The 24,538-nt window shown below is 56.6% G+C and carries 19 protein-coding genes; 12 read left to right on the top strand and 7 right to left on the bottom strand.

What is annotated here, in order from left to right; translation table 11 throughout:
* The 3 genes from CIK87_RS01700 (at position 1) to CIK87_RS01710 (ending at position 1,126) form a co-directional block, all read left to right on the top strand.
* On the top strand, positions 1–372 hold the full coding sequence (locus tag CIK87_RS01700) for an RNA polymerase sigma factor (protein WP_094384916.1): 372 nt from the start codon (positions 1–3) through the stop codon (positions 370–372).
* Positions 356–673, top strand: coding sequence for a hypothetical protein (locus CIK87_RS01705; protein ID WP_022311661.1), 318 nt, complete (start codon positions 356–358; stop codon positions 671–673). Before CIK87_RS01700 ends, CIK87_RS01705 begins: the two co-directional genes overlap by 17 nt.
* Before the next feature lie 75 nt (positions 674–748).
* Positions 749–1,126 (top strand): hypothetical protein, encoded by a 378-nt coding sequence (locus tag CIK87_RS01710; RefSeq protein ID WP_144008066.1) that lies wholly within the window; start codon positions 749–751, stop codon positions 1,124–1,126.
* Positions 1,127–1,567: 441 nt separating this feature from the next.
* On the opposite strand, the gene CIK87_RS14205 is transcribed toward CIK87_RS01710, so the two are convergent.
* Entirely contained in the window at positions 1,568–1,867 is a 300-nt protein-coding gene (locus tag CIK87_RS14205; protein WP_158216176.1) for a hypothetical protein, read from the bottom strand.
* Between the two features lie 140 nt (positions 1,868–2,007).
* Positions 2,008–2,295 (bottom strand): hypothetical protein, encoded by a 288-nt coding sequence (locus CIK87_RS13865; RefSeq protein WP_144008067.1) that lies wholly within the window; start codon positions 2,293–2,295, stop codon positions 2,008–2,010.
* A 196-nt stretch (positions 2,296–2,491) separates the two neighbouring features.
* On the opposite strand from CIK87_RS13865, the gene dxs reads away from it, so the two are divergent.
* Genes dxs through CIK87_RS01730 form a run of 4 tightly spaced genes read left to right on the top strand, consistent with a single transcriptional unit; the run spans position 2,492 to position 8,199 of the window.
* A complete protein-coding gene (gene dxs / locus CIK87_RS01715) occupies positions 2,492–4,384 on the top strand; it encodes a 1-deoxy-D-xylulose-5-phosphate synthase (RefSeq protein WP_022311206.1) in 1,893 nt (630 codons plus the stop codon).
* Positions 4,381–5,724, top strand: a complete 1,344-nt coding sequence (trkA, locus tag CIK87_RS01720) for a Trk system potassium transporter TrkA (protein WP_022311205.1) — start codon at positions 4,381–4,383, stop codon at positions 5,722–5,724. The genes dxs and trkA overlap by 4 nt, the downstream gene beginning before the upstream one ends.
* 15 nt (positions 5,725–5,739) lie before the next feature.
* Positions 5,740–7,197: a TrkH family potassium uptake protein gene (locus tag CIK87_RS01725; RefSeq protein WP_094384920.1), complete on the top strand. Its 1,458-nt coding sequence runs from the start codon at positions 5,740–5,742 to the stop codon at positions 7,195–7,197.
* 39 nt (positions 7,198–7,236) lie between these two features.
* On the top strand, positions 7,237–8,199 hold the full coding sequence (locus CIK87_RS01730; RefSeq protein WP_022311203.1) for a type I phosphomannose isomerase catalytic subunit: 963 nt from the start codon (positions 7,237–7,239) through the stop codon (positions 8,197–8,199).
* 141 nt (positions 8,200–8,340) lie between these two features.
* Here the strand turns inward: CIK87_RS01730 and CIK87_RS01735 are convergent, their stop codons facing one another.
* The gene (locus CIK87_RS01735) at positions 8,341–9,432 is read right to left on the bottom strand and encodes a DUF4435 domain-containing protein (RefSeq protein ID WP_094384922.1); all 1,092 of its coding nucleotides are present in this window, start codon (positions 9,430–9,432) and stop codon (positions 8,341–8,343) included.
* The gene (locus tag CIK87_RS01740) at positions 9,425–10,249 is read right to left on the bottom strand and encodes an AAA family ATPase (protein WP_022311201.1); all 825 of its coding nucleotides are present in this window, start codon (positions 10,247–10,249) and stop codon (positions 9,425–9,427) included. The genes CIK87_RS01735 and CIK87_RS01740 overlap by 8 nt, the downstream gene beginning before the upstream one ends.
* Before the next feature lie 111 nt (positions 10,250–10,360).
* Between CIK87_RS01740 and CIK87_RS01745 the strand changes: the two genes are divergently transcribed.
* The 5 genes from CIK87_RS01745 to CIK87_RS01765 all read left to right on the top strand — a co-directional run bounded on the left by CIK87_RS01745 (position 10,361) and on the right by CIK87_RS01765 (position 18,130).
* Positions 10,361–11,284, top strand: coding sequence for a DMT family transporter (locus tag CIK87_RS01745; protein WP_094384924.1), 924 nt, complete (start codon positions 10,361–10,363; stop codon positions 11,282–11,284).
* 124 nt (positions 11,285–11,408) lie between these two features.
* Positions 11,409–12,815, top strand: coding sequence for an aminopeptidase C (locus tag CIK87_RS01750; RefSeq protein ID WP_094384926.1), 1,407 nt, complete (start codon positions 11,409–11,411; stop codon positions 12,813–12,815).
* Positions 12,816–12,978: 163 nt separating this feature from the next.
* A complete protein-coding gene (locus CIK87_RS01755; RefSeq protein ID WP_158216177.1) occupies positions 12,979–15,822 on the top strand; it encodes a glycosyl hydrolase in 2,844 nt (947 codons plus the stop codon).
* A 101-nt stretch (positions 15,823–15,923) separates the two neighbouring features.
* Positions 15,924–17,462, top strand: coding sequence for a glycine--tRNA ligase (locus CIK87_RS01760; protein WP_094384930.1), 1,539 nt, complete (start codon positions 15,924–15,926; stop codon positions 17,460–17,462).
* Positions 17,463–17,521: 59 nt separating this feature from the next.
* Positions 17,522–18,130, top strand: coding sequence for an FKBP-type peptidyl-prolyl cis-trans isomerase (locus tag CIK87_RS01765; protein ID WP_094384932.1), 609 nt, complete (start codon positions 17,522–17,524; stop codon positions 18,128–18,130).
* A gap of 231 nt (positions 18,131–18,361) precedes the next feature.
* Here the strand turns inward: CIK87_RS01765 and CIK87_RS01770 are convergent, their stop codons facing one another.
* From CIK87_RS01770 to CIK87_RS01785, 3 genes are all read right to left on the bottom strand, one after another.
* Positions 18,362–19,231 carry an RNA polymerase sigma factor RpoD/SigA gene (locus CIK87_RS01770; RefSeq protein WP_094384966.1) on the bottom strand — a complete coding sequence of 290 codons (870 nt, stop codon included), beginning with the start codon at positions 19,229–19,231 and terminating at the stop codon, positions 18,362–18,364.
* Positions 19,232–20,385: 1,154 nt separating this feature from the next.
* On the bottom strand, positions 20,386–22,032 hold the full coding sequence (locus CIK87_RS01780) for a calcineurin-like phosphoesterase family protein (RefSeq protein WP_094384936.1): 1,647 nt from the start codon (positions 22,030–22,032) through the stop codon (positions 20,386–20,388).
* Positions 22,033–22,130: 98 nt separating this feature from the next.
* On the bottom strand, positions 22,131–24,530 hold the full coding sequence (locus tag CIK87_RS01785) for a calcineurin-like phosphoesterase C-terminal domain-containing protein (protein ID WP_254046489.1): 2,400 nt from the start codon (positions 24,528–24,530) through the stop codon (positions 22,131–22,133).
* Between the last annotated feature and the right edge of the window lie 8 nt (positions 24,531–24,538).

Genomic DNA, 24,538 nt, shown 5'->3' on the forward strand with positions numbered 1-24,538 from the left:
GTGCGCGCCTATACCCGGCTTGCCGACTGGCATGGCGACGACTCCATCGCGCCGTGGCTCGCCATGATTGCCGTGCGCCTGTCGCTGACCCATCTCGACACCGCCCGCCGCCGTCGTGCCGGTCAATTGGACCACGATGTGCCCTACGATGACTATTCCCCCGAGCACGAACGCCGCCTGCAGCGCATGGAGCAGGCTGTCTCGCAGTTGGGCGAGCCCGACAGGAGCATCGTGCAGCTGCATTACTACCGCCACCAGACCACCGCCGAGATAGCCGCCAGGCTCAGTCTCACCCAGGCCAATGTGCTGGTGCGGCTCAACCGTATACGTCAACGATTAAAGAAACAACTGGAACATGGAGAAGATGAATGAACAAGAGTTTGACCGCCTCATCAGCGAGGCGGTAGAGCGGCAGATGCTGCTCTCGGATATCAACACCAGGGTGATGACCGAGGTAAGACGCTCGGCACGCCGCACCCTGCTGCGCCGTTGGGCGCGCGTGGTGGCTTTTGCCTTTGGCATGCCGCTGCTGGTCTTTGTCGTCGGCGTCTTGTCAGACAGCGTGGCTTCGGCGTCTACTCCCGTCGTCGCCGTGTCTATGGCAGTGGCGGCAGTGACTACCCTCGTGGCTGTCGTCCGCGTCATCTGCGATTTTTCTGTCACCAGAGTGTAATAATTTGTCTGCATGCCGGTCTTTAGGTAAAGCAATGACAACAACAGTATTAACAACATTAACACATTAAGCATTATGGATTGCATTATTGTTTTAAAACAAATCGTCTTCATCATTATGGTGTTCTCCGTCCCCCTCTCGTTGATTATCGGTCAGGTCTACTACCTTGTAGACAAGAAACGCAACGCTTTCAGACTGCGTAGCGAAATCATCAGCGGCGGTGTGGACTGCGACACGGCACGCTTACTGCTCGAGGAGACCGGGCGCCGTCACTCTCTCTCGTTCGCCACCCTGCGCCTGGGTCTGCTGCTGTTCTTTACAGGCATCGCAGCCGTGCTGGCCCGTGTGGCTGACTTCACCATACTCACCCTCTGGCTTACGGCAGCCATAGGCGGCGGCGTAGGCTTGCTCATCGCCTTCGTCATCGAGTGGAAGATGGTAGAGAAGAAGTAGGCGTCTCTCCGCGCCATAACGGTTACAAGCATCAGTCCCGGGCAGCAGGCAGTTGTCCGGGATTTTTCTATTTCCTCCGTCGCCGAGGTGGCGTCCTCTGCTCCCGCGTTGGCGTCTTTTGCTCCCGCGCTGGCGTCAGTCTAAGTATATCTGCCGCCCATAGCAGCCAACTCTCTGGCGATGTCTTTATTTATCATTTCGTGGTTTGATACCACTATTTCGGGGCTTGCCGTAATCATTGCAAGTCCCGATTTCTCTATTTCATGCCCCGCCTCCAGCTTATATGCCCCCCCCATCCCCATTGATAGCCACGCCGCACCCGCCGCCATAACGCCCGCCGTCGCAGACGGTCACATCGGCGGTTCGTGACGGATGATACGTGGTCACGTGCCTTATGATACGGGCTCACGTAACAAACGGCACGTGAGCCCGTAACAACCGTCACGAGCCGCCAAGGACGATTAGGGCATGGCGGAACACAATTCGCCGATGGCGCAGTTCCATCGGCAGCGCTGGGGCGAGGCCCATCGGCGCGATGGCGTGTGTCGCGTTTATGGGGAATGTGGTGAGGGTGTAACCCAAAGTAGAGGCGTGCAGTGGATATGCCCATGACAGTGATACAAGTAGCCCATTGTGGATGGTACGCACCCCTGGCAACTCTGTAGGAGTTGCGATTTCATAGCCCAGGGTTGAGGCGTGCAGCGCCTCTACCCTGGGTGCTGATACACAAAGATATAGCAACTCTGTAGGAGTTGCGTTTAGCCGAAGGCGTTATACTCAATCTGCTAATAACCGCCTACCCATTCCTACCCTTTGTCCTGCTGTGGGTAACGCCTGCGGCTAATCGCAACTCCTACAGAGTTGCCAGGTTAGTGGGGTCGCTACCCAGGGTAGCGGTCTTCGCCCGCAACCCTGGGCTGGGGAATCGCAACTCCTACAGAGTTGCTGCTGCTTGTGGGCTCTCTATTTGTATCATTCCCCACGTAGCTGCTGCTTGTGGGTTCCTCGTTTGTATCATTCCCCACGTTGCTGCTGCTTGTGGGCTCCTCGTTTGTATCATTCCCCACGTAGCTGTTGCTTGTGGACTCCTCGTTTGTATCATCTCCTATGTAGCTGCTGCTTGTGAGCTCCTTATTTGTATCATCCCCACTTAACTGCTGCTTGCGCACACCTCTTGTCAATACCTGGACAGGGTGTACTCCGCTGCCCCTGCTGGCGCCAACCGTGGGGCTGTGCTTTACTCCCTTTACACCTTATTATATTATAATGCGCGCGACTGTAATGGCGGGCGCCATTTTTTCATGAATAAATAGGTTAATATCAAAAAAAATTAATACTTTTTCATGAATATAACATGTTATAGTTGTGGACAAGAATAAATTCGGACTACTAAGCCAAATAAAATACCCTTCTGACCTGCGCAAGTTGGATATAGACCAGTTGGCAGAGGTTTGCAGCGAGCTGCGCCAAGACATTATCGACGAGGTGTCGGTCAATCCCGGTCACTTTGCCTCGAGTCTGGGCGTCGTTGAGATTACCGTTGCCCTGCACTATGTCTTCAATACCCCCGACGACCGCATAGTGTGGGATGTGGGTCATCAGGCTTATGGTCACAAGATACTTACAGGACGTCGCGACACGTTCTGCACCAACCGTCATCTGCACGGCGTCCGCCCGTTTCCCTCCCCATTGGAGAGCGAGTACGACACTTTCGCCTGCGGTCATGCCTCCAACTCCATCTCTGCCGCCCTCGGTATGGCGGTGGCTGCCCGCAAGACCGGGCACGACGACCGTCATGTGGTGGCCGTCATCGGCGATGGTGCCATGAGTGGCGGTCTGGCCTTTGAGGGTCTCAACAATGTCTCGTCGACCCCCAATGATCTGCTCATCATCCTCAACGACAACGACATGAGCATAGACCGCGCTGTGGGTGGTATGGAGAAGTATCTGCTCAATCTCGACACCAATGCCACCTATAACAAGATAAGGTTCAAGGTGGCCCGATGGCTCGAGGACAATGGCCATCTGAGCGACCGCCGCCGCAAGGGCATCATACGACTCAACAACGCCATCAAGTCGGTGCTGAGCCATCAGCAGAATATCTTTGAGGGCATGAACATACGCTACTTCGGTCCCTTCGACGGTCACGACGTCAAGGAGGTGGTGCGCCTGCTGCGCCAGCTCAAAGACATGAAGGGCCCCAAGCTGCTGCACCTGCATACCACCAAGGGCAAAGGCTACAAGCCCGCCGAAAACGAAGCCACCATCTGGCACGCTCCGGGCCGATTTGATGCCGAGACCGGCGAGCGCATCGTGAGCGACTCGTCCAACAAGCCTCCCAAGTACCAGGATGTGTTTGGTGAGACCCTGCTCGAACTGGCACAGATGAACGACCGCATTGTGGGCGTGACACCCGCCATGCCCACCGGCTGCTCGATGAACATACTGATGAACGCCATGCCCGACCGCGCCTTCGACGTGGGCATAGCCGAGGGCCACGCCGTGACCTTCTCTGGAGGTATGGCCAAAGACGGTCTCCAGCCCTTCTGCAATATCTACAGCTCGTTTGCCCAGCGCGCTTACGACAATATCATTCACGACCTCGCTCTGCTCTCGCTGCCCGTGGTGCTCTGTCTGGACCGCGGCGGACTGGTGGGCGAGGACGGCCCCACCCACCATGGCGCCTTCGATATGGCGGCGCTGCGCCCCATCCCCCATCTCACGATTTGCTCGCCCATGGACGAGCACGAACTGCGCCGGATGATGTACACCGCACAGCTCCCCGACATGGGTACGGTGGTGATACGCTATCCCCGAGGCGCTGCCGAGCACAACGACTGGCGCTGCAAGCTCGAAGCCATCGAGGTGGGCACTGGCCGACGCATGCACGAGGGTCACGATGTGGCTGTGCTCACCATCGGCCCTATAGGCAATGTGGCTGCCGAGGCTGTGGCTGAGGTTGAGGCTGAGGGCCAGCTCACTGTGGCCCATTACGATATGCGCTATCTCAAACCCATCGACGGCGGCATACTCGACGAGGTGGGCCAGAGGTTCAGCCGCGTCATCACCGTGGAAGACGGTGTGAGATGCGGTGGTCTGGGAACGGCTGTCACCGAATGGATGGCCGACCATCACTATACGCCCGAGATTGTAAGGCTGGGCCTGCCCGACGAGTTTGTCGAGCACGGCACCGTAAGCGAACTGCGCCGCATCGCGGGTATAGACAAGGCAACGATTATTCAACATATTAAAGGATGAAAATCATTATTACCGGTGCCTACGCCATAGGTACCCATCTGGCACGACTGCTCTCGCGCAACCACGAGGACATCACGCTCATAGACCCCGACCCCGACCGGTTGGCACGTATCGGCAGCGACTACGACCTGCTGACGATGGTGGCCGACCCCGACAGCATACAGGCCCTCACCGATGCCGGCGTGGGCCACACCGACCTCTTCATCGCCGTAACCCCTGACCAGAGTCTCAACCTCAACTGCTGTATCCTGGCCAAGGCACTCGGTGCCCACAAGACCGTGGCGCGCATAGACCGCGCCGAATATATCGAAGACGACAAGCGCGAACTCTTCGTCAGACTGGGCGTCGACGAACTCATCTACCCCGAGGTGCTCGCTGCCCGTGACATCAACAACGGTCTCAAGATGTCGTGGGTGCGCCAGCGTTGGGATGTGCACAACGGAGCCCTCATCCTGCTGGGCATCAAGCTGCGCGAGGGATGCGAGATACTCAACCGTCCGCTCCGCGAGCTCTGCGGTGCGCAGGACCCTTACCACGTGGTGGCGGTGAAGCGTGGCCCCGATACCATCATCCCTGGCGGTAACGACGTGCTGCAGCTTTACGACCTGGCCTACTTCATGACCACGCGCCAGTTTATCCCCTACATCCGCAAGATAGTGGGCAAGGAGCAGTATGCCGATGTCAAGAACGTGATGATTATGGGCGGTGGCAACACAGCCGTCAACGCCGTCAAGGGCATGCCCGAATACATGGATGTCAAAATCATCGAGAGCAGTCTGGAGCGCTGCGAACAGCTCAACGACATGCTCGACAGCCATAAGGCGCTCGTCATCAACGGCGACGGCCGTGACCTGTCGCTGCTCACCGAAGAGAGCATCAACAATACCCAAGCCTTTGTGGCGCTCACGGGCAACACAGAGACCAACATCCTGGCCTGCCTCACCGCCAAGCGAATGGGCGTGAGAAAGACCGTGGCCATGGTCGAGAACCTCGACTATGTAAGCATGGCAGAGAGCCTGGATATAGGTACCATCATCAACAAGAAGGCCATCGCCGCCAGCCGCATCTACCAGATGCTGCTCGATGCCGATGTGCTCAATGTCACCTTCCTCATGTCGGCCAATGCCGATATCGCCGAGTTTATCCCCAAGGAGAACTCCAAGATTACCCAGAAGCCCGTATACGAACTGGGACTGCCACAGGGCATGACCATCGGCGGACTGGTAAGAAACGGCGTAGGTATGCTGGTGTCGGGTAACACCCAGATTATGGCGGGCGACACGGTGATGGTGTTCTGCCACAATATCAATATGAAAAAGATAGAGAAGTTCTTCATCTGATAGAGTGCAGCCGTTATGATCAACTGGAACATGATAAGCAAGATTATGGGAGCGCTCCTCTTCTTCGAGGCAGCCCTCATGTCGCTGAGCCTGGGCATCTCTGTCTATAGCGGCGAGGGCGACACGCCGGCGTTTGTCACCTCGGTGGGGCTGATACTCCTTGCCGCCATCGTCTTCAGGTATTTCGGACTCAAGGCGGGCAACCGCCTCTCGCGCAAGGATGCCTACATGGTCGTCACGCTGTCGTGGGTGGTCTTCAGCCTCTTTGGCTCGCTGCCCTTCATGCTGAGCGGATATGTCAACAACTTCACCGACGCGTTCTTTGAGAACATGTCGGGATTTACCACTACCGGCGCCACCGTGATAGACGATGTCGAGGCGCTGCCCCATGGTCTCCTCTTCTGGCGCTCGTTCACCCAGTGGATAGGAGGTCTGGGTATAGTCTTCTTCACGGTCGCCCTGCTGCCCTCGCTCGACGGCGGCTATGTCAAGGTGTTCTCTGCCGAGATTACGGGCCCCATCCAGACCAAGCTGCATCCCCGTCTGTCGATGGGAGCCAAGTATATATGGATGGTATATGTATGCCTGACGGCAGCCTGTGCAGGCTGCTACTGGATATTCGGCATGTCGCCGTGGGAGAGCATCAACTATGCCATGACCTCGACAGCCACCGGCGGTTTCTCCATATACAACGACAGCATGGAGAACTTCCACTCGCCCGCACTGGAATATACCTGCACCACATTCTGCTTCCTCGCGGGCATCAACTTCACCCTGCTTTACTTCACCGTGGCACGCCGCCGCATAGGGATGCTCTTCAAGAGCGACGAGTTCAAGTTCTATCTCTTCATGACGGCAGCCTGTACGGCATTCGTCATGTTCCAGCTCATGGCGTACCGCGGCTATGACGCCGAGCACGCCTTCCGTTGCGGCGCCTTCCAGGTAGTCAACTTCCTGACCACCACGGGCCTGTTCAACGACAACGCCGCGCTGTGGCCCCATGTCACCTGGGTGGTGCTGGCGGTATGTATGTTTGTGGGAGCCTGCTCGGGCTCTACCAGCGGTGCCTTCAAGAGCATACGCAGTATGATGGTGCTCAAGGTGATACGCAACGAGTTGCGGCAGATACTCCACCCCAATGCCGTGCTGCCGCTGAGGGTCGACGGCGTCAATGTGCCCATCCAGAAGAGGGTGACGCTGCTGGCATTCCTCGCCACCTATGTCATCATGCTGCTGGTGGTGGCGTTTATCATGATAGCCTGCGGCATAGACCACACCAATGCCATCACCATCTGTCTGAGCAGTCTGGGCAACGTGGGTCCCTCGCTGGGTCTGGAGATAGGTCCCACGATGTCGTGGAGCCAGCTGCCCGACCTTGCCAAATGGACCTGCTCGTTCATGATGCTCGTAGGGCGTCTGGAGATATTCACCGTGCTGGTCATCTTCACCCCCACATTCTGGAAAGACAATTAGAAAACGACAAACAGTATAAAACAACAAACAATAAAGCGTATGAAACCATTAAAGTTTAAGGCTCTGTTGAAGCAGACCATCTGGGGTGGCGACAAAATCATCCCCTTCAAGCATCTCGATGACCATCTCGAGAACGTAGGCGAAAGCTGGGAAATCTCTGGCGTGCCCGGCAACGAGACAGTGGTGGCCGACGGCGAGTATGCCGGCAAGAAGCTCAACGAACTGGTAATCGAGCAGAAGGACAAGCTCGTGGGCAAGGCCAACTATGAGCGCTTCGGCGACGAGTTCCCCCTGCTCATCAAGTTTATCGATGCCCGTCAGGACCTCTCTATCCAGGTGCATCCCACCGACGAGATAGCCAAGCGCCAGGGCAAGGAGCGCGGCAAGACCGAGATGTGGTACATCATGGACTCTGACAAGGACGCCAAGCTCTACAGCGGTCTGAAGAAGCAGATTACCCCCGAGCAGTACAAGGCTATGGTCGAGGACGACACCATCACCGACGCCCTCGCCCAGTATGAGGTCAAGGAAGACGACTGCTTCTTCCTACCCGCAGGCCGCATCCACGCCATCGGCACAGGCTGCTTCCTCGCCGAAATCCAGCAGACCAGCGATGTCACCTATCGCATCTACGACTTCAAGCGCAAGGACAAGGACGGCAACTACCGCCAGCTCCACACCAAGGAGGCTGCCGAGTGCATCAACTACACCGTGGAGGACGACTACCGCACCCACTATGAGCACAAGAAGAACGAGGGCGTGACCCTGGTGGAATGTCCTTACTTCACCACAGCCGTCTATGACCTCGACGAGCCCATGACGCTCGACTACAGCGAGCTCGACAGCTTTGTAATCCTCATCGGTCTGAAGGGCGAAGGCACCATCACCGACAACGAGGGCAACACAGTGACCATCAGCGCCGGCGAGTCTATCCTCGTGCCTGCCACCACTGACACGCTCAGGGTCGAGGGCACTATCAAGATGCTCGAGACTTACGTATAAACCCTCATCGCATGGCCGATAGGGCATGTACTCCCCGCCGCAAGGCAATAACAGAAAGCGAGAGGAAGCACGGTATCAGCAGATACGGTGTTTCCTCCCGCTTCTTGTATGGACGGGGATGACGGTGACGGAGGCTGTGGGCTACTCTCCGGCTGCGGTGGCTGGCGGGGTAGGGTCGGGCGCAAGGGCGGCGGGCCCGGCGGTAGCCCCAACAGTCCCGGCTGGCGCAGGGGCATGATAGGTGTCGAGGAAGTGCTGCACATCGGCACGGATGTGAGCAAAGACATCGGAGAGCACATACCCCATGTTCTTCTTGAGCATCGCCTCGACATCTTCCACACTGTGCGAGTAGCAGCTCAGCTCATTGCGGCGCTGGGTGGAGTGCATGCTGTCGCGCGAGATTTCGTTCTCGCGCTCGCGGATGAGCTGGGTGCAGATGCGCGTCATGGCTGGGCTCACCACGCGGTCGAAGAGATGATGCCCCTGTATATATAAATAGGTGGTCTGTGGCGTCACGCCCAACGAGCGCAGACTCGCTTCGACCTTGGGGTAAGCCTTGACGCCCTCGGGGTAGTTGCGGCGCAGGGCGTCGAGCCGTCTGACCACCTTGTGAGACAGGCGGGCGAGCATGTCCTGGGCATGGACGGCGGAGAAGTTGCCCATCTCGATGATGGAGAGGAAGTCGCTCATCGTGAACTCGCCGTAATGGGGCGTGCGATAGAACCATACGTTCCACACGAAGAGCGGATAGATAATCTCGGAGAAACTGCGCAGATAGCCGTTGAAGTCGAAAATGTGGTGGTCGTTGAGGGTGATAGCCACGCAGACATCGTGGAGCGACGGGGCGTAGCACTGCAGGTTCTCGATGGCATAGGCGTAGGTGTGGAAGACGTATGGGCTGTCGATAATCTGCTGCGAGGTGGGCGTGGCCTTCTGGATAAGATAGTCGTAGTCGGCATCGACGCAGGCAATCATATCACTGCCCACGCGGTCGGTCATGAGCCGCATGAGCGCCGCCTTCTTGCCACGGTTGAGCTGGCGGGAGCGCGAGGGGAGCATCACCTGGAAGTAGTAGCTGTCGGTCTCGAAGCTCGAGAGGACAGTGCGCCAGAAGAACACGTCGTCGTAGCTTTCGACATAGGCCACGATGCGGTGACGCGCCTGCCTGGAGTTGAGCCTGTTGGCAGCCGACAGGTAGTCGGAGGTGATGCTGTCTTTGAGTCGTCTACCCATTGTTGACAATAATATCGGATACCTCGGTCACACGGTCCATCCATCCGTTCATGATGACAGCCGGACTGTGGGTGGTGAGGATAATCTGTACGTTGGGGTTGAGCTCGAGGATGAGGTCTATGAGCTGCTGTTGCCAGTCTACGTGCAGGCTCACCTCGGGCTCGTCCATGAACAGCACGTAGGGCTTGTTGTCCTCGACCAGCACGGTGAGCAGGATGGCGAGTATCTGCTTCTCGCCGCTGGACAGCTGATAGGGCAGTAGCGTCTCGCCGATCTGCGTGAACCGAATCTCGTTCTCTGTGCGCACAATCTTCTTGCCCGTGTCTGCGAAGAGTCTGTCTATCATGTCCTGGAATTTCTTCTTGGGCTCACTGATACGCTGGGCTTCGGCGGCACCGTCGCAGCCGCCCTGTTGGAGCACGCTGATGATGCGGTTGCCAATGTTGACCTGGTAATCGAGGTAGCGGCGCTGCAGTTGGAAGAGTTGCCAGTCGAGCTCGGTGACCAGAGAGATGTCGACCTTGGTGAGCATGTCGGCGTTGAGCAACGGCCTGTCGAACGAGCGTATGATATCGTAGCGTATCCATTTGGCGTCGGCTGGGCTCACAGTGAGGTGGACGCCCTTGAGCATGTGGCTGGGAAACTCGCCGCCGGCGGCGAGGCCCTTGACCACCTTGTTGAGGATGGTGCTCTTGCCCACGCCGTTGACGCCGCTCAGCACATTGACGCGGCGGTCCAGTTGCCACACGACATGACGCTGCCCGCTCCACAGCGACTCTATCTCTATCTCCTTGATGTAATCGGCATATTTCTGCATGATGATACAGGTTAAGTTTTCGCACAAATTTACGAAAAAAAGCCTTGCCTTGCACCCATTTATGGCTTATTTGTTTACCTTTGCCCCCGAAATTTAACTATTAATAAGATTATGAATGACAATCGTGCGCTCAAGGCCCATCTGAGTCTGCTCTTCGCCGAAATCTTTTGGGGCCTTATGGCTCCGGTGGGCAAGGATGCCATGGCCCACGGCATCGACGGCATCTGTCTGGTATCGCTCCGCGTGGCAGGCGCCGCGCTGCTGTTCTGGACGGCGTCGCTCTTTGCGCCCCGTGAGCGCATGGCACGCCGCGATGTGCTGTTGTTGGCTGTGGCGGCACTGTTTGGCATCGTGTTCAACCAGTGCATGTATACCATCGGACTGGGCATCACCTCGCCCGTCAATGCCAGCATCGTCACCACATCGATGCCCATCTTCGCCATGGTGCTGTCGTTCTTCATCCTGCGCGAGCCCCTGTCGGCGATGAAGGCGGGTGGGGTAGCGATGGGCTGTGGCGGCGCCGTCATCCTGATCGTGAGCAGCGTGTCGGCAGCCAACGCCCGGGTGGGCGACTTGCGAGGCGACGTGCTGTGCATGATGGCCCAGTTGTCGTTTGCCCTCTATCTGGCGCTGTTCAGCAAGCTGGTGCGCCGCTATTCCGTCATCACCGTCAACAAGTGGATGTTTCTCTGGGCATCGCTCTACATCCTGCCCATAGCCTCGCCCCACCTGATGGCCAACGACTGGTCGGCAGTGGCTCTTACCACCTGGGCAGAGGCAGGCTTTGTGGTCTTCTTCGGCACGTTTGTGAGCTACCTGTTGATGATGGCTGGCCAGCAGGTGCTGCGTCCCACCGTGGTGAGCGTGTACAATTATGTGCAACCCATCGTGTCGGTCACCGTGTCGGTGCTTACGGGTCTGGCCGTATTCACGCTGAGTCAGGCGCTGGCGGTAATCCTCGTCTTCTCGGGCGTATGGCTCGTCACCAAGTCGAAGTCGCGCCGCGATGTCGAGCATCCCGAGGCCAAAGATTAACTCCGCCGGGCTGTTTTTTCGCATTATCATCAGAGATTTTATCATTTTTATCCCCTTCGGCTCGGCAGAAAGTGCTAACTTTGTAGCATCATAGACAGCAATTACTAATTTATTATAAACGATGATGAAACAAACGACACTTCTTATTGCTCTGGCGCTGATGGGAGCGGTTACCGCCTCGGCGCAGAAGCATGACGGCGGGCTCAGCAATGATATGCTCGCTGCCATCCGCAAGGCTCAGCCTACAGCGGCTCAAGACAAGGCGCTCTTCAATGCCATTGCCGCCAACTCTATCGACGACCTGGCCAAGAATTATGCTGCCAAACGCCCTGTAGACACCCACTTCAGCAACGAGACTCCCAAGCAGAAGATTCACAACCAACGCAGTTCGGGCCGCTGCTGGATGTTCTCTGGCTTCAATGTGCTGCGCGCCAACTTTGCCAAGCAGCATCAGGACAGCCTCTGTGTAGAGTATTCACAGGCTTATCTCTTCTTCTACGACCAGCTGGAGAAGGCCAACCTCATGCTCCAAGGCGTCATCGACAATGCCCGTAAGCCCATCGACGACCAGCGTGTGCGCTTCTTCTTCCAGCACCCCATCAACGATGGCGGTACCTTCTGTGGCGTGGCCGACCTCGCCGAGAAGTACGGACTGGTGCCTATGGCAGTGATGCCCGAGACCTACTCGTCTGACAATACCAGCCGCATGGCAAGGATTATCTCTTCCAAACTGCGTGAGTATGGTCTTGAGCTGCGCTCGATGGTGGCTGCCGGCAAGAAGGCTCAGGACATCCGCAAGCGCAAGACCGAGATGCTGGGCACCATCTACCACATCCTGGCTCTTACCATCGGCGAACCCGTGCAGGAGTTTACCTACGCCTTCACCGACAAGAACGGACGCACCCTGACTCCCGCCAAGCGCTATACCCCCAAGTCGTTCTACGAAGAGACCGTAGGCCACTCGCTCAACGGCTCCTTCATTATGGTGATGAACGACCCTCGCCGCGAATACCACAAGACCTACGAGGTGGAGTATGACCGCCACACCTATGACGGCCACAACTGGAAGTATCTCAACCTGCCTATGGACGATATTGCCCAGCTTGCCATAGCCAGTATCAAGGGTGGCAGCAAGATGTACTCCAGCTACGATGTGGGCAAGCAGCTCGACCGCAAGCGCGGCTATCTCGACACTGAGAACTTTGACTACGGATCGCTCTTCGGCATCACCTTCGGCATGGACAAGGCCCAGCGCATCGAAACCTTCGACAGCGGCTCTACCCACGCCATGACCCTCACTGCCGTAGACCTGGACAAGGACGGCAAGCCTGTGAAGTGGAAGGTGGAAAACAGCTGGGGAGCTGACAACGGCTTCGGTGGATGCTTCATCATGACCGACCGCTGGTTCCGCGACTACATGTTCCGCCTCGTTGTCAACAAGGAGTATGTGCCCGAGAACTTCCTTCGTGAGTTCGACCAGAAGCCAGTAATGGTTATGCCCGAAGACCCTCTCTTCGCCGAAGATATGTAAACGCATAATCATCCCCATAACCAGAGCCCGAGTGACGGAGGCCACAGCCTTCTCGCTCGGGCTCTCTCTTTTTGTTATTCGCCTATGAATAATGATATTTTAGTGAGTTTTAACGATTATGGTTAGCCTTCCCCGCCTAATCATGGTAATTTTGTTACCAATTATGAAAAATGTTATCTTTACCCTGATCCTGTCGGCCATGGCGCTGATGCCCGTGCATGCCGACAATAAGCCGAGCAAGCTCTCGGCGCAGGCGTTGTATGCCCAGTTTCAGAACCCGGACAGCCGCTATCGTCCCTTCGTGCGCTGGTGGTGGAACGGCGATGCCGTCGTAGGCAAGGAGCTTGTGCGCGAGCTCCACTTGTTGCGCGATGCAGGCATCGGCGGTGTCGAGATTAATCCCATCTCGCTGCCCTACGGTGCCGACCAGCACGGCTACAAGCAGCTCACCTGGCTCAGCCAGCCCTGGCTTGAGGCCCTCGATACCACGCTGACCGAGGCACGCCGCATCGGCATGACCTGCGACCTGCTCATCGGTTCGGGATGGCCCTTCGGCAGCGAGACTCTGCCCCACAAAGACCGTGCATCGGTGCTGCTTACCGCTGCCATCCCTCTGACTCCCGGCCGTCATTACGAGTTCTCCAAGTTTGACCTCTTCAAGCGCCTCGACCCTGGAGTGTCTATCACCAACTCAGCCCGCGAGCCCCGCTTGGAGATAGCTTATCTCGTGCCCGACTCCATCAATGACTTCCGCCAGGCCAAGGATGTCACCGCCGAGTTTGCCAATGGCAACTACGTAGTAGACACCCCCGCCGAGGGCAAGTATCAGCTCTACGCCATGGTGCGCTTCGACTCCTTCGCATCGGTCATCAACGGCGCTCCCGGAGCAGCCGGCAGCATACTCGACCACATGAATGCGGGTGCCGTACGCCGTTATCTCGACAATATGTACAATACCATTGAGACCAAGACGGGTCCCCTCTCGCGCTGGTTGCGTTCGTTCTTCGTCGACAGTATGGAGCTCGAGGGTACCAACTGGACCGACGACTTCCGCGAGGAGTTCAAGCGCCGTCGCGGTTATGACGTGATGCCCTGGCTGCCCTTCACCATGTTCAAGGTAGGACGCCTGGGCGATGTGGAGAGCTATATCTTCGGTGCCAAGAAGGGCCCCGACTTCAAGAACCAGGTAGACCGCGTGCGCTACGACTTCGAGCTGACCAAGGCCGAGTTGCTGCAGGAGCGATATACCAATACCTTCACCTCATGGTGCAAGGAAAAGGGCGTCAAGTCGCGTGCCCAGGCTTACGGACGAGGCTTCTTCCCACTCGAGTCATCCCTCTCCTACGACATTCCCGAAGGCGAGTCGTGGACTACCAACTGGTTGCGCCACCGTCTGGGTGAAGAGATGGGCGATAGGGACTACCGCCGTGGCCGCGGATATACGATGATAGACAAGTATGTCTCTTCGGCAGCCCACCTTACCGGCAAGCGCCTCGTGAGCTGTGAGGAGATGACCAATACGTATCTCGTCTTCAACACCCCGCTCGAACTTATCAAGATAGGCACCGACATGTCGGCCTTCTCGGGTGTTACCCACTCCGTATGGCATGGCTTCAACTACAGCCCGCGCGATGTGGCATTCCCCGGATGGGTCCAGTATGGCAGCTACTATAACGAGAAGAACACATGGTTCCCCTACTGGAAGTATCTGAACAACTACCGTGCCCGCGTGAGCAGCATCCTGCAGAATGTGGACATGCAGACCGACATTGCCATACTGCCCCCCAACGCCGACCTGTGGACCGAGATGGGCGTGCAGACCGAGCCGTTCCCCCGCGACCTCAACGTGACCTATACTTCCCTCATCTGGGAAGCCATCCATAAGAATGGCGGCGGCGCCGACTATCTCAGCGAGAGCATCATCGAGAAATGCGACGTGCGCGATGGCCATCTCTGCTATGGCCCCAAGAGCTATTCGGCTATCTTCCTGCCCGATGTCAAGGGCACTACCCAGGGCGTGATGGACAAGCTGCTCGAGTTTGTCCGTGGTGGTGGCCGCGTGTTCTGCATCGGCACCTATCCCCAGCGCTCGCTCGGTCTGAAGGACTATCAGGAGCGCGACGCCAAGATGCGTGCCACCGTTGACGAGCTCAAGGGCTACGCCGACCGCTTCGTGCTGCTCGAGAAGCCCCAGGACGGCAAGTATCTCGAGTGGTATCGCAACGTGATGGACAAGTATCAGCTCTCCCACGCCGTTACCATTACCAACCCCGACCGCTTTGTGCTCCAGAACAGATACAAGGCCGACGATGGTTCCGACCTCTTCTTCTTTGCCAATGTCAACCTGAAAGACAGCAAGCAGACCGATGTGGTCTTCCCCGAGAGCATGACCCGTGGCAAGTCGGCATGGCTCTACGACCCCGCCGACGGCAAGCGCTACACGCTCAAGCTCGACGGCCAGCGTCTGCACCTCGACATGGGTCCCGCTGAGGCCTTCTTCGTGGTCTTCAACGATGTCAAGGCCAAGGCTCCCGTCTACAAGCGCAAGCCTCTGCAGGGCGAGCAGTACATCGAGTTGGGCAACTGGACCGCCAGCCTGCACCACTCGCGCGAGGGATGGGTCAAGACGATGGCCATGCCCGACAGCCTGCAGGACCTGAAGAACACGGAGTACTCCCACTTCATGGGCGACATCACCTACACCACCACCGTCAATGTGGAGAGCGGACGCATGCCCAAATACCTTAACTTAGGACGCGTGTGCGAGATAGCCGAGGTCAAGATCAATGGACGCCCAGCCGGGGTGCAGTGGTTTGGCGACCGCGTCATCGACGTCGAAGGCATGCTCCATGCCGGTGCCAACACCATCGAGGTCAAGGTGACCACCCTCATGGGCAATTACATGCATACCCTCAAGGACAACAAGGTGGCACAGCGCTATGTAATCAAGCGCAATCACCCTCTGCGCTCTATGGGTCTGCTGGGTCCGGTGCGTCTGTATGAGTAGTTAATTTTTGATTAAAACCGAAAAATAAACGACTATATCTTAGCGGGTATCTATTTTTTGTAGTACCTTTGCAGTCAGCATTTAACGAAGATAAATCAATTATGGCACAAGAAGATGTTTTCAAGAAAATAGTCAGCCATTGCAAAGAGTATGGCTTTGTTTTTCCCAGTTCAGACATTTACGACGGTCTCGCCGCCGTGTATGACTACGGTCAGAACGGCGTTGAGCTTAAGAATAATATCAAGGAATATTGGTGGAAGTCGATGGTGCTGATGCACAGCAATATCGTGGGTATCGACGCCGCCATCTTCATGCACCCGACCGTGTGGAAGGCTTCCGGCCACGTCGATGCGTTCAACGACCCACTTATCGATAACCGCGACTCCAAGAAGCGTTATCGTGCCGACGTGCTCATCGAAGACCAGATAGCCAAGTACGAGGAGAAGATAGACAAGGAGGTTGCCAAGGCCGCCAAGAAGTTCGGCGACGCCTTTGATGAGCAGAAATTCCGCGCTACCAATCCCCGTGTGCTCGAGCATCAGCAGAAGCGCGACGCTCTTCATGCACGTTACACCGAGGCAATGCAGGGTCCCAACCTTGAGGAGCTGAAGCAGATAATCCTCGACGAGAACATTGTAGACCCTATCAGCGGCACCAAGAACTGGACCGATGTGCGCCAGTTCAACCTGATGTTCTCTACCGAGATGGGTTCTGTCTCCGACACTACCAACAAGATTTACCTGCGTCCCGAGACCGCCCAGGGTATCTTTGTCAACTACCTCAACGTGCAGAAGACTGGCCGCATGAAGCTGCCCTTCGGTATCGCACAGATAGGAAAGGCTTTCCGCAACGAGATAGTGGCCCGCCAGTTCGTATTCCGTATGCGTGAGTTTGAGCAGATGGAGATGCAGTTCTTCTGCCAGCCCGGTACGGAGATGAAGTGGTTCGAGTACTGGAAGCAGTATCGCCTCAAGTGGCACGAGGCTCTTGGCATGGGCGCCGAGAACTATCGCTTCCACGACCACGAGAAGTTGGCTCACTACGCCAATGCCGCCACCGACATCGAGTTCCGCATGCCATTCGGCTTCAAGGAGGTTGAGGGTATTCACTCACGTACTAACTTCGATCTCTCTCAGCATGAGAAGTACAGTGGTCGTCAAATCAAGTATTTTGACCCCGAAACCAATGAGAGCTATGTACCTTACGATGTTGAAACCTCTATCGGCGTAGACCGTATGTTCCTCAGCGTGATGTGCCATGCCTACACCGAGGAACAGCTCGAGAACGGCAGCCGCGTAGTGCTCAAGTTGCCCGAGCCACTGGCTCCCGTCAAGTGTGCCGTGCTGCCCCTGGTCAACAAGGACGGACTGCCCGAGAAGGCACAGGAGATTGTCAATGACCTGAAGTTCCACTTCAACACACATATCGAGGCCAAGGACTCTATCGGCAAGCGTTACCGCCGCCAGGATGCCATCGGTACTCCCTTCTGTGTCACCGTCGATGGCGATACCCTTACCGACAACACCGTTACCCTGCGCTATCGCGACACGATGAAGCAGGAGCGTGTGCCTGTAGACCAGCTCCGCGCCATCATCGAAGACCGCGTGAGCATCACCAGTCTGCTCAAGAAGCTCAATTGATTTTTTCACATCCTCCCTGTTGTCCACCGACGGCAGGGAGGATATACATAGTATAATAGATGATAAAGAATATCGTAAAATTCTTATTGATGGCATTGCCTCTCGTGATGGCATCGTGCTCCGAGACCCCCGGCGAGCCCAGCGAGTTTGAGGATTGGCAGAATCGCAATGAGACTTACTTCAACAATCTCTACCAGACAGCCAAGAGCAATCCAGCCAGGTACAAGGTAATACGCAGTTGGGACTTGCCCGAGAATGTGGCCACAAACCCCGACAATTACATCGTAGCCGAAGTGCTCCACGAGGGAACCAGCACCGAGAGTCCTATGTACACCGACTCCGTGACGATACACTACCGTGGTTGCTTTATCCCCACGACATCGTACCCCGCAGGATATGTGTTCGATCAGACATGGACGGGAGACTACGACCTCACCACGATGAACTCCACGACCTACACCGCGTCGACCTTCATCGACGGTTTCACCACAGCGCTGCTCAATATGCACCCCGGCGACCGCTGGCGTGTCACCATTCCCTACGCTCTGGGTTACGGCAAGTCGACCTACGCCCCCAGTGGTGCCACCACATCTATTCCGGGCTACTCTACGCTGGTGTTCGACCTCACGCTGGTTTCGTTCCATCGTCCCGGAACAACCCGACCGTAAGCCGAGCTGGCGACTGTACAGAAAGCAAATACACAGCATATTACAATTATCCGCAATACCGACCGACTGGTATTGCGGATATTTTTTTTCCCTATCGTCGCTGTAGCCCTTCCCATCCACAGCCTTGCCGGGGGCAGCAAGCGGCAGGGCACCACCCTCTGTGGGTAGTGCCCTGGCTGCAGTGCTGGCAAGGAGTCTGTCCCTGCGCTATATATATAATAAGGTGGGCGCCTACCCCAAGTACTTGGCGAGAATGTGGGCCTGGTCGCTGCCTTTGAGCTTGAGGATGCAGCGCTCGCGTATCTGGCGCACGCGCTCGCGGGTGAGATTGAACAGGTCGCCTATCTCTTCCAGTCCCTTTTCGGGACAGCCTATGCCGAAGCAGTATCTCACGATGGTCATCTCGCGCTCCTTGAGCACCTTCTGCATGACCTGGCAGAGCTCGTCGGTGAGACTCTTTGAGTCGGCCTCCTTGTCGGGGCTCCATTTGCTGTCGGCCTGTATCGTGTCGGCTATCGTCGTGTCTTCGCCAGACTGCAGGGGCGTGTCGATGCTGGTATGAGGGCCGTGGCTCTTCAGCACCTGACCGATTTTTTCAGGGTCTACATTGGTGATGGCTGCCAGTTCGTCGACCGAGGGCAGCCGCTGGTGTTTCTGCATGAAGTCGTTGGTGGCGTTGGCTATGGTGTGCAGCACGCCCTCCACATTGAGCGGCAGCCGCACCATGCGGCCCTGCTCCGAGATGGCTTGCAGCACGCTCTGGCGTATCCACCACACTGCATAGGAGATGAACTTGAAGCCACGGGTCTCGTCAAACTTGTCGGCAGCCTTCATCAGACCTATGTTGCCCTCGTTGATGAGGTCGCTGAGCGCCAAACCCTGGTGCTGGTATTGCTTGGCGACCGATACCACGAAGCGCAGGTTGGAGGTGACCAACTTCTCTCTGGCTTTCTCGCCCTCCGTTCCGCCGTGTTTGATTTTCTGGGCGAGTTCTATTTCCTCTTCTATATTGAGAAGGGGGAATTTGGCTATCCAGGTGAGGTAGGAGCCTAAAGTCTGATCACGATTGGTGATGCTGTTGGATATCTTCAGTTGTCTCATCATTTGTATTAAACTTGTTAGTTGGTTGATGGTCAGTTTGTATGCTTTCCCATGTTAAAAGTGGCGCAATATACCATAATTATTCCATATCTCCAAATATTTCTTCATCTTTTTTCGATTTTTCTTCATTATCCTTGTCTTTTCGGCGTTTTATGCCCCAATCCTGCTGCATCGCTCCGTGGGTAATGGCGTAATTACCACAACTCTGCCGATCCGCTCGGCGCGTCTACTGACCATCTATCCCCTCTTTTCCAGAGCCTTTGTGCCCCTGCCGACCGTCATTGCCGGCTCGTATCGTAAGGCACGAGCCTGCGTATCGTATGATACGGGCTTTCGTTTCTTATGTTACGTGGCCTCGTGCCTTACGATACGAGCTGCTGACTCTCATCTCCAGTCTTGCCGGAGGGCATGGCGGGCCGAGCGAAGGCGGATGGCGGAGCGGGCGGGGGCATGACTCGTCCAGCCAAGGCGGCAAAAGGCTGTCTGCCATGGATATTGGCGGGTGGGCATCAGGCTCTGCTACCCCGTATCAGTCCCTTGGGCACGCCTATCTACAGCCTCTGGAGCAATAGAGCCAATCTTGGGTGTGTTGATGTATATCAAAAATATAATCATTTTGTAAACTTTTTCCATAGGAATGCTTTCTAAATGTCAGAAAACGCTTAACTTTGCATCAGAAATAAGAAATAAGGGTATTTCTGTTCAAGGTAATAAAGATAAGGATAACATTTGCATTTGCATTTAGACATAAGTGATTGTCATAGGTATTAAGTTAGGTAATTAGACATATGCACAGGTGTAGTCGCGATGACTGTCCTTTGCTTTTGGATAACAAAAAGAGAATTTTGAGAGAGAAAATGAAAGTGTAGAAATGCACTTTTGAAGAAGGCGGCTCCACAGAGGGTCGCCTTTTTTCGTCTCCATGCCAGCCACCGCCACATTCGCTCAGCCGCAAGCCGTGCAGGGCGCCAACGCAATGGCAGCCGAGCGCCACTGCCATGACAGCGTAGGATTATCGTCATGATGGCGGCGGCCAGAACGGCAGCACCGGGCGCATGGATGATGATGAGCGGCGCATGGGGGTACAAAACAAACACGCAGTAACGGCATCTATGGATGCGGCTACTGCGTGTCGGCTTTATGGGCGAGGCGGTCTACTCTTCGTCCACGTAGTAGTGGGCATAGTTGTAGAAAGGCTCGGTGACCACCTTGTCGCTCGTCTCAGTGTAGGTGTTGCCGTAGCGGTCTTTGGCCACGATGGTGACAATCGCTTTGGGGTCCTTGGGCTGGTAGAAGTACCAGTGGTTCATCTTCAGGTAACCGTTGCGCTTGCTGAAGAAGTTGTAGGGATTTGACTTGACATACTTGTGGTGATAGCCCACGGCAAAGGCGTCCTGGCAGGGCGTCTTCTGCAGTCGGGTCATCTCTGTCTTCACTCCATTCTCGATGGCGAAGAGTCGCCAGCCCGAGTCGGCGTTGAAGACATTGGCCACGATGATGCCCTTGCCACGCGGCAGGTTCCAGTCGGCGGCATAGCTCTCGCCATTGAAGTCGGTGTCGGCGAGGAAGAGCGTCATCTGGCGGCTCTTGTCCCATCGCGTACCTTTATAATAACAGTCGTCAATCTTGTTACCCTTGACGCTGTAGACGTAATAGCCATTGGGCACACCGTCGATGTTGAGGTTGGACTGCCAGATGTCGCCACAGGCGGCGGCATGACAGCGCTCGAGCACCTGACGGCCGTTGAGTTCTATCTCGTTGTTGATGGCAAAGTGGGTGTGTCCGCAGAAGAGCTGGTAGCCCTTGAACCTGTCGAGCATCAGGAGTATCTTCTCCAGACGGTTGGAGGCGTAGTGGCCCTTGCCCATGTCATTGGGATTGGGCTTGAGGGTACGGTTGCCGAAGGTGAAGGGGATGTGGTAGCTCAGCACCACCATCTTGTTCTTGGGCACCAGGCTGAGGTCGCTCTCGAGCCAGGCCATCTGCTCGTCGGTGAGCTCGCCGGGCTGGTAGTAGGCACCGCCCCGGTAGTAGATGACATTGTTGATGCACACATAGTGCACGTTGCCGCGGTCGAAGGAGTAGTCGGTGGGTCCCCATGCCTCTTCCCACTTGCGCTTGAAGAGCGCCTTGCCGTCCTGGTCGTGGTTGCCGATGACCGAGAACGTGCGCATGCGGGTAGAGCCGAGCACGGCGCGCATCTGGCCCTCCAGTTTCTCGTTGTAGCCACCATAGTACTGCACGTTGTCGCCCATGCTGAGCGCATAGACGGGCATATCGTCGGGCAGCGAGGCGAGGGTCTTCTTGATGTCGGCCATGGTCTCGTCGGTGAAACGGTCTATATCGCTCTTGCGCACGGCGTTGTCGTTGGGGCCCTGGAAATAGGGGCCATAGGCATTGGTCACCTGCGGGTCGCCGATGACGATGAGCTTGTAGCTTTTCTCCTTGCCTCGGGGCATACGGGTGAGCTGGAAGTCATAACGCTTCACGCTGTCTACTACCTGCCGGTAGAAGCAGGCGGTATTGTCGGTGGCTGAGTGGGTGGGCACCTCACAGTCGGCGGGTACGGTGAAGTATACAAACTTGGTGGCGCTGTTGTAGGGCAGCTCGTAGTTGCCCTTGGTGTCGGTCTGCACGCAGGTGAACCCGTTGCTCACCACCACCCCGCGCATGGGGCGTCCTTTCTGGTCGGTGAAGGTTCCGGTAAACTTCAGTGTGTCACTTTGGGCTGCGGCCTGCACGGGGCTGAGCATGGCGAGCGCCATGGTGGCCAGAGCCGTCAATAGGGTTGTCTTTCTCATGTATGGTTGTCTTGTTGCTGATTATTGTTATAAGCAAAAGCCGCACCCAGATGATGGGCTGGGTGCGACTTCCGCTTTGATGGTTTTATCTGGTCTTGTTACTTGCCGTAGTAGTGGGCATAGTTATAGAACGGCTCGGTCACGGCGTCCTTGCTGCTTGCGGTATAGGTATTGCCGAAGGGGTCGGTGGCCTCGATGGTGATCACGGCGTTGGCGTCCTTGGGGATGTACGAATACCAGTGGTTCATCTTCAGATAGCCGTTGTTCTTGCTGAAGAAGTTGTACTTGTTGGCTACAGCATACTTCTTGTGGTAACCCACGGCAAAGGCATCCTGTCCGGGAGTGCTCTGCAGACGGGTCATCTCGGTCTTCACGCCGCCTTCCACGGCATAGACCTTCCACTTGGAGTCGGCGTTGAAGATATTGGCCACGATGGTACCCTTGCCCTTGCCCAGCAGCCAGTCGGCGGCATAGCTCTCACCGTTGAAGTCGGTGTCGGCACGGAATACAGACATCTGCTTGTTCTTGTCCCAGTTGGCGCCCTTGTAGTAGCAGTTGCTGATGGTTGCACCGTCCATGGTGTAGACATAGTAGCCGTTGGGGGTACCGTCGATGTTGATGTTGGACTGCCAGATGTCGCCACAGGCTGCGGCGTGGCTGCGCTCATAAACCTCCTTGCCCTCGAAGATTATCTCGTTGTTGACAGCGAAGTGGGTGTGACCGCAGAAGAGACGGTAGCCGGCAAACTGGTTGAGCAGGGTGAGTATCTTGCCCAATCGGGTAGAGGCATAGTGGCCGCTGCCCATGTCGGTGGCACCGCTGAGACGGCGGTTGCCGAAGGTGAGCGGGATGTGGTAGCTCAGCACCACCATCTTGCTCTTGTCGGCCAGCTTCAGGTCGCTCTCGAGCCAAGCCATCTGCTCATTGGTGAGCTCGCCGGGCTGGTAGTAAGTGGCGCCAGAGTAGAAGTATACGTTGTTGAAGCATACATAGTGTACGTCGCCACGGTCGAAAGAGTAGTCGGTGGGGCCCCAGGCCTCTTCCCACTTGCTCTTGTAGAGGGCGCTACCGTCCTGGTCGTGGTTGCCGATGACCGAGAAGAGGCGCATCTTGGTCGAACCGAGCTTGGCGCGGATTTCGGCTTCGAGGTTGGCATTGAAACCGCCGTAGTACTGCACGTCGTCGCCCATGGTGAGGCCGTAGACGGGGGTGCTGGCGGGCAGCGAGGCGATGGTCTTCTTGATGTCGGCCATGGTCTCGTCGGTGAAGCGCATCACGTCGCTCTTGTTAATCATGTTGTCGTCGGCGCTCTCGTAGTAGGGGTTGAACTTGTTGGTCACCTGTGGGTCGCCGATGACAATCATCATGTGGTTGGTCTCCTTGCCGCCGGCGAGCTTGGTGAGCTTGAAGTCGTACTCGTAGGTGCCCTCGGCGAGAGGCAGGTAGAAGTTGGCGGTGTTGTCGGTGGCAGAGTGTACGGGCACCTCGCAGTCGGCGGGCACGGTGTAGTAGACAAACTTGGCGTTGGCGTTGCGGTTGAAGGCATACTTGCCCTGTGCGTCGGTCTTCACACAGGTGAAACCGTCGCTGACCACTACTCCCTCGATGGCGTTGCCGTTCTGGTCGGTCACCTTACCGGTCACGTCGCTGTCGATGGTATTGACGCTGGTAGAGGCTACCGCCTTGAAGGCGCCGGCAGTGAGGGCTACGTCGCCGAAGTGGACGATGTATGCCTTGGTGCCCACCTTGACAGTGGCTTTCAGAGCCTTGATGTCGTTGGGGTAGAGGGCTGCATAGACGGTAAGGCTGTGGCCGTTGAGGGCGAGGCCTTCGGTATCTATGGTGATGGCGCCTTCTTCGCCGGTCTTCAGCGTAGCGTCGGCGATGTTGAGCGACACATTATTATATACACCCGCACCCATGATGCTCACGCTTGTGGGCTTGGTGGTCACCTCGTCGGGCAGCGTCATGTCGAGCTTCACGATTGCCATCTTGCGCTGGAAGGTAAGCGCCAGCGGCTCGGTGGCGTTGGGGTCGTAGGTGCCGGTGGCGAAGAGCACGTCGTGGGTAGTGGCGCTACCTTCGCCGGTGAGCTTGCCGGTCTGGAAGTGCAGGTCGTTGACGATGGCGTCGGCTTGGTTATACACATTGGGGTACTGGGCGTAGGCGTAGATGGGGGTGGTGGTGGCTACGTCGCGGTCGAAGTGACCCTTGAAGTTGGCGTTGCTCTTGTCGCTTCCCTTATAGCTTACAAATTTGAGGGTACCGCGGTTGGGGTTCACACCTGCATCGGCGTAGATGCTGATGAGGTCGGTCTGTTCCCACTGGGCGGTGAGGGCGCCGCCATCCTCGGTATAACCTACGCGGGTGGGGGCTATCTTGCAGGCGGTGACATCGAAGTCGTTGCCAGGCTCGGTGCCGGGTGTCACCTGTTCCTCTACGTTGCTGCAACCTGCCATCAGGGCAGCTGCGAGCAGTGAATATAATATCTTCTTCATACTTCTTT

Source organism: Prevotella sp. P5-64, from assembly GCF_002251285.1.
Classification (GTDB): Bacteria; Bacteroidota; Bacteroidia; order Bacteroidales; family Bacteroidaceae; genus Prevotella.